We start from the raw sequence: 12,103 nt of genomic DNA on the forward strand, positions 1-12,103 counted from the left end.
CATGAGACAGAACCGGCGGATCGCGACGGCCGCGATCGCCCTCCTCCTGGTGGCCGCCACCGGCGGCTGCGGCGCCGGAAACGGCGACGGCGGCGGCGGCGACGGCCGTTCGCAGACGGGCTGGCCGGACAAGATCGTGTTCGCGGCCGTGCCGGCCGGTGAAGCGAGCACCTTCAAGGACCACTACGGACTGTTCATCAGGGCCCTGTCCGAGGAGGTCGGCATCGAGGTCGAGACGTTCCAGGCCGCCGACTACGCGGGAGTCATCGAGGCCCTCATCGCCGGCAGCGTCGACATGGCGCAGCTCGGCGCGTTCTCCTACGCCCTCGCCGTACAGAACGGAGCGGAGATCGAGCCGACCGGGCTGCTGCAGCACCGCAAGGGCGACCAACCGGGCTACGTCGTCCTCGGGGTAACCAGAGCATCGAGCACGCTGTCATCACTGGAGGACTTCCGCGGCAGGACCGTCTGCTTCCCGGACCCGGCGTCGACCTCCACCCTGCTGCCGCTGTTCGAGTTCTCCAAGGCCGGCCTCGCTCCTGACCGGGACTTCACCCGCCTCGTCGTACCAGCCGGCAACACCATCCCGCGCGCGGTCAAGCGGGGTGACTGTGAAATCGGGCTGGTCGCGGACGCTCAACTGGAGAACGCCATCCGGACCGGTGACGTCGCCGAGGGCGAGCTGAAGGCGTTCTGGCAGGTCAGGGCACCACACTCGCCGGTGGTCACCCGATCCGCGCTGCCCGACGACCTACGAGCCAAGATCCGCACCGCCACGCTGAAGATCAATTCCGAGTATCTGGAGGAACGCGGCTGGTGCACGGGCGACGCCTGTCTGGTCAGCTCCAACCGTGACTACGGCTACCTGCCAGTGGAACACTCCTATTACCAAATCATCTGGGACGCGTGCGAGGCGACCCGCATCGAGGCGTGCGGACCAATCGGCAGCTGACGTCGGGGGGGTCGCCCACCCTGACACCGCACACCGGTCAGCAGCCACACCCCCCGCCTGGCTGGGCGCAACTGGCCGGTTCGGAAACGGGCCGGTACCGGGGGCGCCCAGCGGCGGCGCTCTGACCGACTCCCGGAGCCGCACTCGTCGGCAGAGCAGCTTCCGATGGCGATGACGTCGGATCGACCGGCTCGGCTTCCAGGATGAAGGTGTGCTCCGCGATCGGGCCGGCGAGAATCGACCGGAGATCCTCCGCATCGATCGGTACGACTCGGCCCCGGATCATCTGCAGGCCGGAATCGATCGTCACGGCGGCGAACGGTCCCCGGTAGACGGCGGCGTGTCCGGTCGACACGTTCTCGCGGCTCGGCGGCTTGTAAGCGGCGACGGTGACGCTGCGGAACTCGACGTCGCCGACCGTTTCCCAGGGACGGGTCTCGCGTTTGAGAATCGTCAGTCCGGTCAGGCCGGCCTGGTTGAACCCGTCGAGGAAGCGCTCCTCCTGCAGTGCGCCGCTGTAGCAGCCCGACCATAGCTGTGGATCGGCTCGCATCGCGGTCGGCACGTCGATGTCGCTGACGATGTCGCTGATCACCGCCCGGCCACCCGGCCGCAACACCCGGGCGATCTCAGCGAACATGTCCTGCTTGCGCTGTGGCGCCACCAGGTTGAGTACGCAGTTGGAGATGACGACGTCGATGCTGCCGTCGGGGACGAGCGGCGAGTCGCGGCGCAGCCGGTCAGCCAGCTCATCGAGTCGGACCAGGTCGTCGTGGGAGCGGACCGGGTGGCGGTCCAGGTGGCGGTCGAGGAAGTCGAGGTCGAGCGCGAGGTCCTCGATCCGTGCTTTGGCGAAGGTGACGTTGCCGTAGCCGAGTCGTCGGGTCACCTCGGGCTGCGCTCGCCGGGCCACGGCGAGCATGTCGTCATTGAGGTCCACGCCGATGACAGCGCCGGAGGGGCCGACGATCTGCGCGGCGATGAAGCAGACCTTGCCGGCCCCGCTGCCGAGGTCCAGGGCGCGTTCTCCTGGTTGCAGGTAGCTGACCGGATCGCCGCATCCGTAGTCCTTCTCCAGCACGTCGGCCGGAATGACCTTGAGGTACTGGGGGTCGTAGTCGACCGGGCAGCACAGACCCGGCTCTACGACCTCGGCGGCGGCGCTGTACCGCTGCTGGACGGCACGGTCGATACTCACGGTGCTACCCGACCTTTCCCGGACCCGTGACGGGTCGACGACGACAACGGCGCAGGGGGCAGATGGTGCCGTTGGCCGGTAGTGTCACCGGCGAGCATGCGGTGCGTCGGACGCGGCTGCCCCGGCTTGAACGAGCGCTGACCGGCCGGCGTGGACCGTACGTCCTGGTCCTGGTCCGCCACGGCCGTCGACTCGTCGGCGAGGCGTTCGAGCTGTTCCGGTTCACAGGCGACCCGGGCGTTCAGGACCAGCCGCCCTGCGCTGCTGGTCGTGGCACCTGCGAGGTCGACTACGCCGGACTGACTGCTGTCGATGAGGCTGGCTTTCGTCAACAGGCCGGAGGCGGTGTCCTGGAACATCAGCTTCACGTGGCCGATCAGGTGCGCCTTGTCTCGGCTCGCGCGGGCCATCGCCGTCAGAAAGGTCCGGGCCCACGCGGCCGGGTCGAAAGGACGGTGCAGCGCCTGCAGGTCAAGGGTCCGGTCGAGCCAGGCGAGCCGGGCCTCGGCTGTTCCGTACCGCTGGTAGTCGAGATCGAGGTTCCCGTCGTCGGCGGTGTGCCGTCCGGCCCACGCGTCGAGCAACCCGGTGAGGCGGCCGGTGGCGGCCGAGTAGGTGACCACTTCCGCGCGCGGGAACCGGCGCGCGAGCGACTCGACGACCAACTGGATCTCGTCGGCTGCCAGTAGATCGGCCTTGTTGACGCCGATCACGGCGGCGTCCTCGAGTTGCTTCCGATACAGGTATGCGATGTCAGTACCGTCGTCTCCTCGGTCCAGGTCGGGCAGCATCCGCAGGTAGCGGATCGGATCGACGACGGTGGTCATCGGGGCGGTGACGAACTCGTCGCCATGCAGTGCGGTCAACGGGCGGACGACGGTGGCGGTCAGGTCGGTGCAGCTGCCGACGGATTCGGCGATGATGACGTCAGGGCTGATGCGGTGAATCAGCTGCGACATGACGGCAAGCAGATCCTCGAACCGGCAGCAGAAGCAGCCGCCCGTGACCTCACCGACGTCGGCCGACCCGTTGGCGGCGAAGGCGGTGTCGACCAGGTCGACGCCCTGGTCGTTGGTGATCACGGCGACCCGTTGGCCGACGGCCCGCAACTGATCGGCCGCCACGGTCATCGTGGTTGTCTTGCCCGCGCCGAGGAACCCACTCAGCACAACGAACTTGGTACTCATCGGCTCTCCCGGTTGCAGGCGTGGTCAGGACTTTTCGGCACGGACGATCGCGCTCGCGAATCGGGCCAGGATCTGCTCGACGACCGGTACGGGTTCCAGCGCCGCGTACTCTGGTAGCCCGCTCGGGAACAGATCGGTGGCGTCGTGCTGGCGCAGGATGTCGATCCGCGCTTCGGTGAAGCCCTGGTCACGCAGCAGCTGCAGATACTCGTCGTCACTGAGCGCGCCGCCGACGCAGCTGCCCCAGGCGTACAGGTCGGCGCGCAGCGCGTCGGCGAACGGGGATCCGGCCGGCAGACCACCCTGGATCACGACGTCGGCGACAGCGAGCCGCCCGCCGGGTCGCAGCACCCGCCAGGTCTCGGCGACGACCTTCCGCTTGTCGACCGCAAGGTTGATCACGCAGTTGGAGATGACCACGTCGACGCTGGCGTCGGGCATCGGCAGGTCGGCGATATCGCCCTTGAGGAACGACACGTTGCCGACTCCGGCAGCGGCGGCGTTCTGCCAGGCGAGTCCGAGCATCTCGTCTGTCATGTCGATGCCGTACACCTGGCCGGCCTCGCCGACCCGCCGGGCAGCGAGGATCGCATCGAGGCCGCCGCCGGAGCCGAGGTCGAGTACGACGTCGCCGGGGCGCAGCGCCGCGACGGCGGTCGGATTCGCGCAGCCGAGGCGGGCCAGTGCCGCGCGCAGCGGCACCTCGTCCATTTCGTCGAGGGCGTAGATGTCGGCGGAGAATTCATTGACGCCGACGGTCGGGGTGTCTCCACAGCAGCTGGAGTCGGTGCCGCAGCAGGAGGCCGCAGCGCTGACATCGAGGTCCACCGCAGCGGCGGCACGGCCGCCGTACCGTTGCCGGATCGTCTCCTGGATGGTGTCCGCGGTGTGCGGCGTGGTGCTGGTCATCGGCATTCCCTGTTCACCTGGTCGGGGGCTCACGCCGAAACCGGCATCTTCGACGACTGGCCAACGCTCACCCGACTGGGCGCGATCTCGGCGTAGCAGGCGCAGTCCGGTCCACAGCCCTCGTCGGCATCGGCCTCGGTGACGACGTAGACCTCCCAACGGTTTCCGTCGGGGTCGCCTACCCACACTTTGGTCTGCACCGCGTAGCAGCAGGGAGTGGCGACCTCCTCGTCGGTGAGGAACCCGGCGGCAGCGAACCGCTCCTTCATCGCCATGACGATGTCGGTGCTCTTGACCTGCACACCGAGGTGGTTGACGGCGCCCCCGGAGGCGGGCTTGCGGTCCGGGTTGAACGAGATCACCAGGGGTGGCTCCGCGACCTCGAACTTGGCGTAGTCGGCGAGGTGCTTTGTCGGCGGCTGGCCGAAGAAGACCTGGTAGAACTTGACGCTCTCCTCAAGGTTGTTGACGAACATGCTGATGTGCATCCGGCTGGCGGTGGCGAACTCGACCGCCGAGTCGGCGCGGTCGACGAGGCCGGCTGCTGCCTCGACGCCGTCGGTGACGTACTCGGTCAGTTGATCGACGGTCGGCAGCTCACCTGAGAGCACCGGCTTGCCGTCGACGACGGTGAGCGGCATGGTGCCCGACCGTTTGATCCGCATTACCTGCAGGACGACCGCCGGAACCCCGTCGAGGGTCGAGCCGTACAGGTTCGTGGCGACGAGTGTCACGGTGTCGGGAACGTCGGGTACCGCGTCCAACGTCTGCTGAGCGGTGAGCTGGTCGTCGTCGCTGCTGACGAACACTTCGATCTTCATGGGCTGTTCCTGTCTCCTATGACGTCGACTGATGCTGATTCGAGTTCGACGGGCGGACGTAGTGGCTGCGGCTGGCGATCGGGCGAGGGTGGTCAGCAGCAGGCGTCGGTGGTGCAGCAGGCGTCAGCGGCGCTCGCCGGGCGGCGCAACGGCGCGGACGCAGGGTCGGGGTCGTCGATGAGCTCCGCTGCGGCGTCCGGCGTAGGCAGCCAGCCCTGTGTCCGGACCTTCCCGTCGACCACCAGCGCGGGCAGGCACCGCGAGCCCTCGGTCTGCAGGGCCAGGAACAACGCCGGCGGCAGCGGAACCATCCCGGTCGGCTTGGCCATGTCGAACGCCTTGATGTCGGCTGAGGGGTACCGCTCCTGCAACACGTCGAGAAGCGGCTGCGACGGCGTGGTGTTGCAGGAGCACTCCTCGAAGACGTAGATCTTCACCGGAGCCGACACCGGCCGGGTCGCGACGGCGGTCACCGCCGGCGCCGCAGACGGTCCACAGTCCGCGATCAACTCACCCGCCTCGGCGGCGAGCGGGTGTGCCGGGTCGATCGGCCGGTAGTCGCAGCCCAGGTACTCGTCGGACGAGTGCAGGTCCCCGAACGCGAACTCGATCGGCCGACGAGATCCCTGCGCCCCTTCCGGTGGGTAGACCCAGTGCTTCGGCCCCATCATCGTGTGGCAGCAGCGCACCGGTCCGGCCTGGTAGACGTGCCGCCATCCGGCCCTGCTCGCGGCGTCCGGGATCGCATCGAAGATCCGTTGCGTCGCCGCGTTCTCTTCGCGCAGGTCCACCCCGAGATGGTCGACGTAGGGCTTCACCGGTGGGGCCGCGCCGGGGATGAACTCGTCCTGGGCGGTCGGCTCGGAGGCGAAGATGACGTTGAGGCCGCTAGGGAAGGAGAACTTCCGCTCCTGGGCGGAGTTCGAGGTCTCCTGGCATGCGTCCGCCAGCCGCTGTCCCACCGGCAGGTTCGCCACGTCGTCTGCGTTGACGTGCACATGAATTGACTCGGCATTGTCCATCGCCTGAGCGAATGGGAAGGCATCGCTGATCACCTCGAGGACCTGCTCGGCCTCTTGTGCGGCGAGCAGACCGGCCTCGGTGAACAGGCGAAGATCGTTTTGAACCGTGGAGACGTGGAAGGCCATACCGATACCTCCTGGCGGATGATGGATGTACAAGATCGGGGTATCCGAATGCCGCCGGAATAGGCGCAGCCGAGGGGTGGCCGCAGAGCTGACAAGCCACCCGTCGACTTTCATCATCGTCTAACCAGCCCTCACCCGTGTCAAGGACGATCCACCCACCCAATCTAAGATCGACATGCGTCATGTTCATCGACGCACACCGCTTCAGCTGGCACTTCCCCGCTATCGCCGAGATCGCGATATGCCGAAAATGATCAGCAAGGATGTTTCACGATGTGAACAAACAAGCACACCATCGCATGCCACTCACCCGGTTGACCGCAGTGATTAACGTTGGGAAGACTGGCGGACAGGACCCCAGCCAACCGCCTCGATCATCTTTCTGCCTCGCATTGATCAAAGCTGCTCCTCGTCGCGACTCCATCGAGAGGCGGCCCGCCCGCCTGCCTGCAGCATGTCCTGTCGCGCCAGCGAGCCGATTTTTGCGACACGGATCCGGCGAACAGTGCCCGGTCCAGAATCCACGGCGTCGGGACTTTCATCGGCCGTGGAGCCCAACGACGACGGGAGCTTCCTCATGCCGCGACCGGGTGAGCCGGAATCGAATTCGGCCGACGCGCCCACCGAGGCGAGTCTCCTGTCGAAGACCCATCCGGACGGTGGTGGTCGGCATGGCCGGAGCCGTCGCTCCCGCAAGGCATTCCACCCGGCTCACCTCGTCGGCGACGATCCCGACGGCCCTCGGCACCAAGTGATCGCCGCGATGTGCAGGGCGCTCGGGGACCCGGCCCGGCTACGGATGCTCACCACAATGGCGACCCGCGGTCAGGTCTGCGTATGCGATCTTGTCAGCGCCTCCGACCTGAGCGGACCCACCGTCTCCTACCACTTGAAGGTGCTACGCGAGGCAGGTCTGGTCAACTGCCAGCGTCGTGGCACCTGGGTGTACTACTGGCTCGTACCGGCAGCGGTTGATCAGCTGGCCCAATGCCTCGCCGCCGTATCGGCCCGCAGCACTCGGTAACCAGAGACTCCCCGCCCTTGCGGTTTGCAGCAGTCACAGGCGACGATGGAGCGTGGCCAAGCAGAGTTCCGCTCCGCCGATCCCGATCTCCCGCTGGTCTCCCCTGCTGTCCGAACCGATCGACCCCGCCGACGCGGTGGATTACGCGCAGGTGTTCAAGGCCCTCAGCGACCCGGTGAGGCTACGGCTGTTCTCGTTGATCGCCTCTCGCGATGGCGGCGAGGTGTGTGTCTGCGAGTTGACCAAGCAGTTCGAGGTAACCGGACCCACCATCTCTCACCACCTCAAAGTGCTCCGCGAGACCGGCCTGGTGGGTTCACAGCGACGCGGCACCTGGGTCTACTACTGGGTCTATCCACAGACCCTCACCCGGCTCGGCCGGGTTTTTTCGCCAGCCTGACGAACGCCCCACCGCTACCACAGCCCGTCCGGCACTCCGGATGGTCCCAGCCGTACGCCCGGCATCCAGCACCACGACACAGCGCTGCCCTTTTGCGACGGATCTGGACGAACCCAACAATTCTCCGTACCGCCAACACGATACCAGCCGCCCCCTGGGCCGAATGCCAGACCCGCCAGTCTTCAATTTTTTCGATACACGCAGGTCTGTCGCGTGCCCCAACCCGACAGACAAACGAAAGGTGAATTGTTTATTGACAGACAGTGAACCGCGCTACAAACTTGAGCAAAGACCTGCGCCGAACACAGGGGGCGGAAATGACGGTTGCCATCCTTGTCACGCTGCTCTTCCTCGCCGCCGCCAACGGCGCAAACGATGTCTCCAAAGGCGTTTCCACCCTGGCTGGAGCCGGTGTTACCGCATACCGGACCGCCGTTGCCTGGGGCGCTGTCACCACTCTCTTCGGCGCCCTGCTCTCGATCGAAGTCGGACGAAGCATGGGGAAATTGTTTTCCAATGGAATCGTCGACGGAGCACCAACGGCGGCCTTCGCCCTCGCGGTCCTCGTCGGCGCCACCAGCTGGGTGGCGTTCGCGAGTCTCGCCAGGCTCCCGGTGTCCACCACGCAGGCGATCATCGGCGCGCTGGTCGGTGCCGGGCTCGTACTGGCACCGACCAGCGTGCAGTGGTCCGGCGTGCTGCAACGATTCGTGCTGCCGCTACTGCTGAGTATCGTCGTCGCGTACGGCATCTCAGCCGCACTCGCCATCGGCGTGCAGCTCATCCGACGCCGCCGCGCCGCCGGCAACCCCGAGATCGTCACCGTGGGCGTGTCACCCATCGGCGGAGGAGGAGCGTCGGCCAAGGAACGGCAGGCCGGGCAATCCATCGACGGCGCTGGCGGCCAAGCGAACCGGGCCAGGCTCATCACGGTCCTACACTGGGTCTCCAGTGGAGCTACGGGATGCGCCCGAGGACTCAACGACACTCCGAAGATCGCCGCCGTCGGTGGATTTGCGCTGCTGCCAGCGGGGTTCTCCGCCACGTCGGTGAGTCTGATGGTCGCCACCGCCATGGCGGTTGGCTCGCTGTTCGGCATCCGAGTGGCCCGCACCCTCGGCGAAAGGGTCGTCCGGATGAGTCACACCGAAGGCTTCACCGCCAACGCGACGACCGCCTGCCTGGTCGGAGCCGGCGCCGTCCTCGCCCTGCCGATGTCCACCACCCAGGTCTCCACCGGAGCGATCGTCGGCTCCGCCGGCGGGCAACTCAGCCGGATCTCCGGCAGGACCCTCCGGGACTTCGCGATCGCCTGGACCGCCACGCCCGTCTGTGCCGGACTGGTGGCCGCCGTCGTCCTCGGCTTCGCCGCCTGACCCGGCAGCTGTCAGTGCCCCGTCCTGCTGCCCTCGCCGTGAGGCCCCGTGGTCAATTCACGAGGTCGACCTCGACGAAGGTGTGGTGGAACGCCGCACCTCCCGCGTCCGTGAGGGTGTCGTCGGTCAGCAGGTTGGCCGGGCCTGCTGGGCGCCCGGCACTGGTCGCTGTCCCTCGGCCGAACTCGGTTGCGACGACCCCGGGTCGCACCCGCCGGCCGACCCGAGCCACGAGGTGGATCTCTCCTCGGTCGTTGTGCACCCGCACCACGCTGTTGTCGCCGATACCGCGCCGGGCAGCGTCGTCCGGGTGGATGTCCAGCCAGGACCTGCCGCCTCTGGTGGCGCGGGGAGTCTCCGCGTACGTCGAATTCATCGAATGCAGCGCCTTGACGGTCAGCAGTTGCAGTGGCCGTGTCGGAGAGCCAGGGGGCGCGGGGCCGCCGTCGAGATCAGCCGCGACCCTCGCCACCGGGGAAAGCCTGGCCTTGCGGTCGGGAGTCGGGAAACCGTCGGCGAATGGCAGGTACGGCACCGGAAGGGCCAGCCGCTGCCAGCCGGTGGCGCGCAGTTCGTCCTCGTTGATGCCGGCCAGCCATGGATGGTCGCTGTCGACGGCGGTCGTGATCAGCTCGGCGTCGGTGTCGCCGAAACAGCGTTCGGTGAAGCCCATGCGGGCGGCGAGAGAGCGGAACAGGTCAGTGACGCTGATGGCGTCGCCGGGTGGGGTGAGCGCGGGGGTGTTGAGCATGAGATCGGTGTGCCCCCACGACCACATGAGATCGAGGTGTTCGGGCTGGGTGGTCGCCGGAATCACGATGTCGGCGAACCGGGCGGTGTCGGTGAGCACGTGGTCGTGCACGACGGTGAACAGGTCCTCGCGGCCGAGGCCGGCCTGAACGAGACCTGCCGAAGGCACGGTGACTGCCGGATTGCTGCCGTGCACGAACAGAGCGCGGACAGGTGGGTCCTGGTCCGGGTCGGTGAGCAGGTGGCCGAGCCGCACCATGTTGATCCGTCTCCGGGGGCCGGCCGCCAGGTGCGACATCTTCAGTCCGGCCATGTTGAGTGCGCTCATGAAGTGGGCGGCGGTATGGAAGGAGAGGCCACCGCCGTGGTGTGCCCAGGCGCCGGTGAGTACCGGAAGGCCGGCGATTGCCGTGTAGGCGGCAGCGCCACCGGGATGGTGCTCCATACCGATCATGAGGCGGATGAGGGCAGGTCTCGCCCCGGCGTAGGCGCGGGCCAGGTCGACGACCTCGGCGGCGGGGATGCCGACGATTCCCGCGACGTGTTCCGGGGTGAATCGCTCGAGGCACACGACGAGCTCGTCGAGGCCGGTGGCGTGGGCACCGAGCCAGTCCCGGTCAGTGTGCCCGTCACCGACGATGACGTGTGCGATGCCCAGAGCCAGGACCGCGTCGGTTCCAGGGCGGGGCTGTACGTGCCAGTCGGCAGCGGCTGCCGTCCGGGTACGGACCGGATCGATGACGACGATCCGTCCGCCGTTCGCCCGGGCGGCAAGCACCGCGGGCCAGAGGTGCTGGTTGGTGACGACCGGGTTGGCTCCCCAGACCAACACCAGTTGGGCGTGTCGGGCGTCCTCGGGCAGTACGCCGTTGGTGCTGCCGTTGACTGCGGAGACGCCAGCGCCTGCGGTGGCTCCGCAGATTGTGTGCAGGACTTCGGTGGCACCGAGCCGGGCGAAGAACCGTTCGCTCATCGACTTGGACTGCAGCAGCCCCTGGGTGCCCTCGTAGCTGAACGGGACGATGGCGGCGGGCCCGTCGGTGTCGGCGGTGTCGCGGAGCCGGTCGGCGATCTCGTCGAGAGCCTGGTCGAGGCCGATCTCGATGAAGCGTCCCTGCCCCTTGCGGCCGACGCGGCGCAGTGCCCGGGTCAGTCTGTCGGGGTGGTATACGCGGTCGTCGAGGTAGCCGGCCAGCTTCCCGCACAACCGCCCGGCGGTCAGCGGGTGGGTGCTGGATCCCCGGAGCGACACCGCCACGCCCGTCCCGTCGACGGTGACCTCCCAGCCGCAGCGGTCGGGGCAGTCGTGTGGACAGGCGCCCCGCACCGTACGCGACATCGCGTCGCCTCCGCTCAGGTCGTGCTCGGGAGCAGGTCCGGTGCGTGTCCTACGGTCTTGCCGGAGGTGAAGCGGACGAGTTCGTCGAATGTCGGCAGCCGGCGGGCGACCACCGCGTTGCCGTCGACCACGGTCAGCGGCAGCGGCCAGCCGCCGGTGTGGGCCGCGACGTCGCTGACGATTCGCGGGTGATCGGCCGGCGCGCCTTCGGTGAGCTGGCGGGTGCGCAGCCGGCAGCAGTCCGGCGGATTGTCGAGTCGGTCGAATACCTCGGTGACCTCGCGACTCTCGGCCTCGTCACGGACGTAGACGATGAGGCCCTTGCTCTCGTCCTGCGGAGCGCCGCCGCAGGTGGACGAGGCGGGTACTTGCGGCAGGGTGATCCGGTCGGCCGACATGCTCGTACTCCCCCTGTGCGGACAGCCACCTAACGACATATCCCGACATCATCAGGAGCTGCTGATGATAGAAACATGCGCCAGGCTAACGGCGGGACCGGCACGCGAGCAAGACTCGGGTAGTGACCAGGACCGATGAGTGGGTGTCGGATTTCCGCGGTCAGGAGGCCGACGGCGGACAGGCGCAGTCCGGGTCAGTGGGGCTGACCATCGAGGTCAGGCACTGTGCGAGACAGGCCAGTGGGTCAATCTGGATCTCGTAGACGTTGCTGCGCCCGCGCGGGTTGCAGGTGACGACGCCCTGGTCACGCAACGTCCGGAGGTGATGACTGACCAGGGCCTGGTTGTGCCCGAGGGCTTCCTGGAGCTCCTTGACAGTACGGGGGCGTGCCGCCAGGAGGAGGGTGATCTCGAGCCGGACCGGGTCGCCCAGGGCCTTGAACACCGGAGCCCACTGCTCCGCCGTCTCCGACGGGGACTCCAGTGGGGCGACCTGCAGCGACTGTGCCATGGGACCATTCAACCAGATCCCACCGACAGCTAACAACAGCATTCGTTGATGATATTGGTCCGCTGTAGTGAAATCGGGTTTGGCTGTTGC

General features: G+C 67.6%; 12 protein-coding genes. 4 read left to right on the forward strand and 8 right to left on the reverse strand.

Features of this window, described 5'->3' with window-relative positions; genetic code table 11:
• Nucleotide 1: 1 nt before the first annotated feature.
• Nucleotides 2-952: a phosphate/phosphite/phosphonate ABC transporter substrate-binding protein gene (phnD, locus tag ACN27J_RS08095; protein ID WP_421364841.1), complete on the forward strand. Its 951-nt coding sequence runs from the start codon at nt 2-4 to the stop codon at nt 950-952.
• Between the two features lie 37 nt (nt 953-989).
• Here phnD and ACN27J_RS08100 read toward each other — a convergent pair whose 3' ends face one another.
• The 5 genes from ACN27J_RS08100 to ACN27J_RS08120 form a co-directional block, all read right to left on the reverse strand.
• Nucleotides 990-2,150 carry a methyltransferase domain-containing protein gene (locus tag ACN27J_RS08100; RefSeq protein ID WP_421364842.1) on the reverse strand — a complete coding sequence of 387 codons (1,161 nt, stop codon included), beginning with the start codon at nt 2,148-2,150 and terminating at the stop codon, nt 990-992.
• Complete coding sequence (locus tag ACN27J_RS08105) at nt 2,147-3,337, reverse strand: GTP-binding protein (protein ID WP_421364843.1); 1,191 nt, start codon at nt 3,335-3,337, stop codon at nt 2,147-2,149. The genes ACN27J_RS08100 and ACN27J_RS08105 overlap by 4 nt, the downstream gene beginning before the upstream one ends.
• A 24-nt stretch (nt 3,338-3,361) precedes the next feature.
• A complete protein-coding gene (arsM, locus tag ACN27J_RS08110; protein ID WP_421364844.1) occupies nt 3,362-4,246 on the reverse strand; it encodes an arsenite methyltransferase in 885 nt (294 codons plus the stop codon).
• 29 nt (nt 4,247-4,275) lie between these two features.
• Nucleotides 4,276-5,067, reverse strand: a complete 792-nt coding sequence (locus ACN27J_RS08115; RefSeq protein ID WP_421364845.1) for an ArsI/CadI family heavy metal resistance metalloenzyme — start codon at nt 5,065-5,067, stop codon at nt 4,276-4,278.
• 92 nt (nt 5,068-5,159) lie between these two features.
• Entirely contained in the window at nt 5,160-6,215 is a 1,056-nt protein-coding gene (locus tag ACN27J_RS08120) for a hypothetical protein (RefSeq protein ID WP_421364846.1), read from the reverse strand.
• Nucleotides 6,216-6,978: 763 nt separating this feature from the next.
• Between ACN27J_RS08120 and ACN27J_RS08125 the strand changes: the two genes are divergently transcribed.
• The 3 genes from ACN27J_RS08125 to ACN27J_RS08135 all read left to right on the forward strand — a co-directional run bounded on the left by ACN27J_RS08125 (nt 6,979) and on the right by ACN27J_RS08135 (nt 9,015).
• A complete protein-coding gene (locus ACN27J_RS08125) occupies nt 6,979-7,239 on the forward strand; it encodes an ArsR/SmtB family transcription factor (protein WP_421364847.1) in 261 nt (86 codons plus the stop codon).
• 52 nt (nt 7,240-7,291) lie between these two features.
• Nucleotides 7,292-7,639, forward strand: coding sequence for an ArsR/SmtB family transcription factor (locus ACN27J_RS08130; protein WP_421364848.1), 348 nt, complete (start codon nt 7,292-7,294; stop codon nt 7,637-7,639).
• Between the two features lie 317 nt (nt 7,640-7,956).
• Entirely contained in the window at nt 7,957-9,015 is a 1,059-nt protein-coding gene (locus ACN27J_RS08135) for an inorganic phosphate transporter (protein WP_421364849.1), read from the forward strand.
• Nucleotides 9,016-9,067: 52 nt separating this feature from the next.
• Here the strand turns inward: ACN27J_RS08135 and ACN27J_RS08140 are convergent, their stop codons facing one another.
• The 3 genes from ACN27J_RS08140 to ACN27J_RS08150 all read right to left on the reverse strand — a co-directional run bounded on the left by ACN27J_RS08140 (nt 9,068) and on the right by ACN27J_RS08150 (nt 12,013).
• The gene (locus ACN27J_RS08140; RefSeq protein WP_421364850.1) at nt 9,068-11,104 is read right to left on the reverse strand and encodes a molybdopterin-containing oxidoreductase family protein; all 2,037 of its coding nucleotides are present in this window, start codon (nt 11,102-11,104) and stop codon (nt 9,068-9,070) included.
• A 14-nt stretch (nt 11,105-11,118) separates the two neighbouring features.
• Entirely contained in the window at nt 11,119-11,502 is a 384-nt protein-coding gene (locus ACN27J_RS08145; protein WP_421364851.1) for a hypothetical protein, read from the reverse strand.
• Between the two features lie 160 nt (nt 11,503-11,662).
• Nucleotides 11,663-12,013 carry an ArsR/SmtB family transcription factor gene (locus ACN27J_RS08150; protein ID WP_421364852.1) on the reverse strand — a complete coding sequence of 117 codons (351 nt, stop codon included), beginning with the start codon at nt 12,011-12,013 and terminating at the stop codon, nt 11,663-11,665.
• Nucleotides 12,014-12,103 lie beyond the last annotated feature (90 nt).

This window comes from Solwaraspora sp. WMMB762, from assembly GCF_049179115.1.
Taxonomy (GTDB): Bacteria; Actinomycetota; Actinomycetes; order Mycobacteriales; family Micromonosporaceae; genus Micromonospora_E.

Coding starts and splice junctions, on each gene's coding strand:
- phnD (WP_421364841.1), top strand. CDS start 2: ATGAGACAGAACCGGCGGATCGCGACGGCCGCGATCGCCCTCCTCCTG.
- ACN27J_RS08105 (WP_421364843.1), bottom strand. CDS start 3,337: ATGAGTACCAAGTTCGTTGTGCTGAGTGGGTTCCTCGGCGCGGGCAAG.
- arsM (WP_421364844.1), bottom strand. CDS start 4,246: ATGACCAGCACCACGCCGCACACCGCGGACACCATCCAGGAGACGATC.
- ACN27J_RS08115 (WP_421364845.1), bottom strand. CDS start 5,067: ATGAAGATCGAAGTGTTCGTCAGCAGCGACGACGACCAGCTCACCGCT.
- ACN27J_RS08120 (WP_421364846.1), bottom strand. CDS start 6,215: ATGGCCTTCCACGTCTCCACGGTTCAAAACGATCTTCGCCTGTTCACC.
- ACN27J_RS08125 (WP_421364847.1), top strand. CDS start 6,979: ATGTGCAGGGCGCTCGGGGACCCGGCCCGGCTACGGATGCTCACCACA.
- ACN27J_RS08135 (WP_421364849.1), top strand. CDS start 7,957: ATGACGGTTGCCATCCTTGTCACGCTGCTCTTCCTCGCCGCCGCCAAC.
- ACN27J_RS08140 (WP_421364850.1), bottom strand. CDS start 11,104: ATGTCGCGTACGGTGCGGGGCGCCTGTCCACACGACTGCCCCGACCGC.
- ACN27J_RS08145 (WP_421364851.1), bottom strand. CDS start 11,502: ATGTCGGCCGACCGGATCACCCTGCCGCAAGTACCCGCCTCGTCCACC.
- ACN27J_RS08150 (WP_421364852.1), bottom strand. CDS start 12,013: ATGGCACAGTCGCTGCAGGTCGCCCCACTGGAGTCCCCGTCGGAGACG.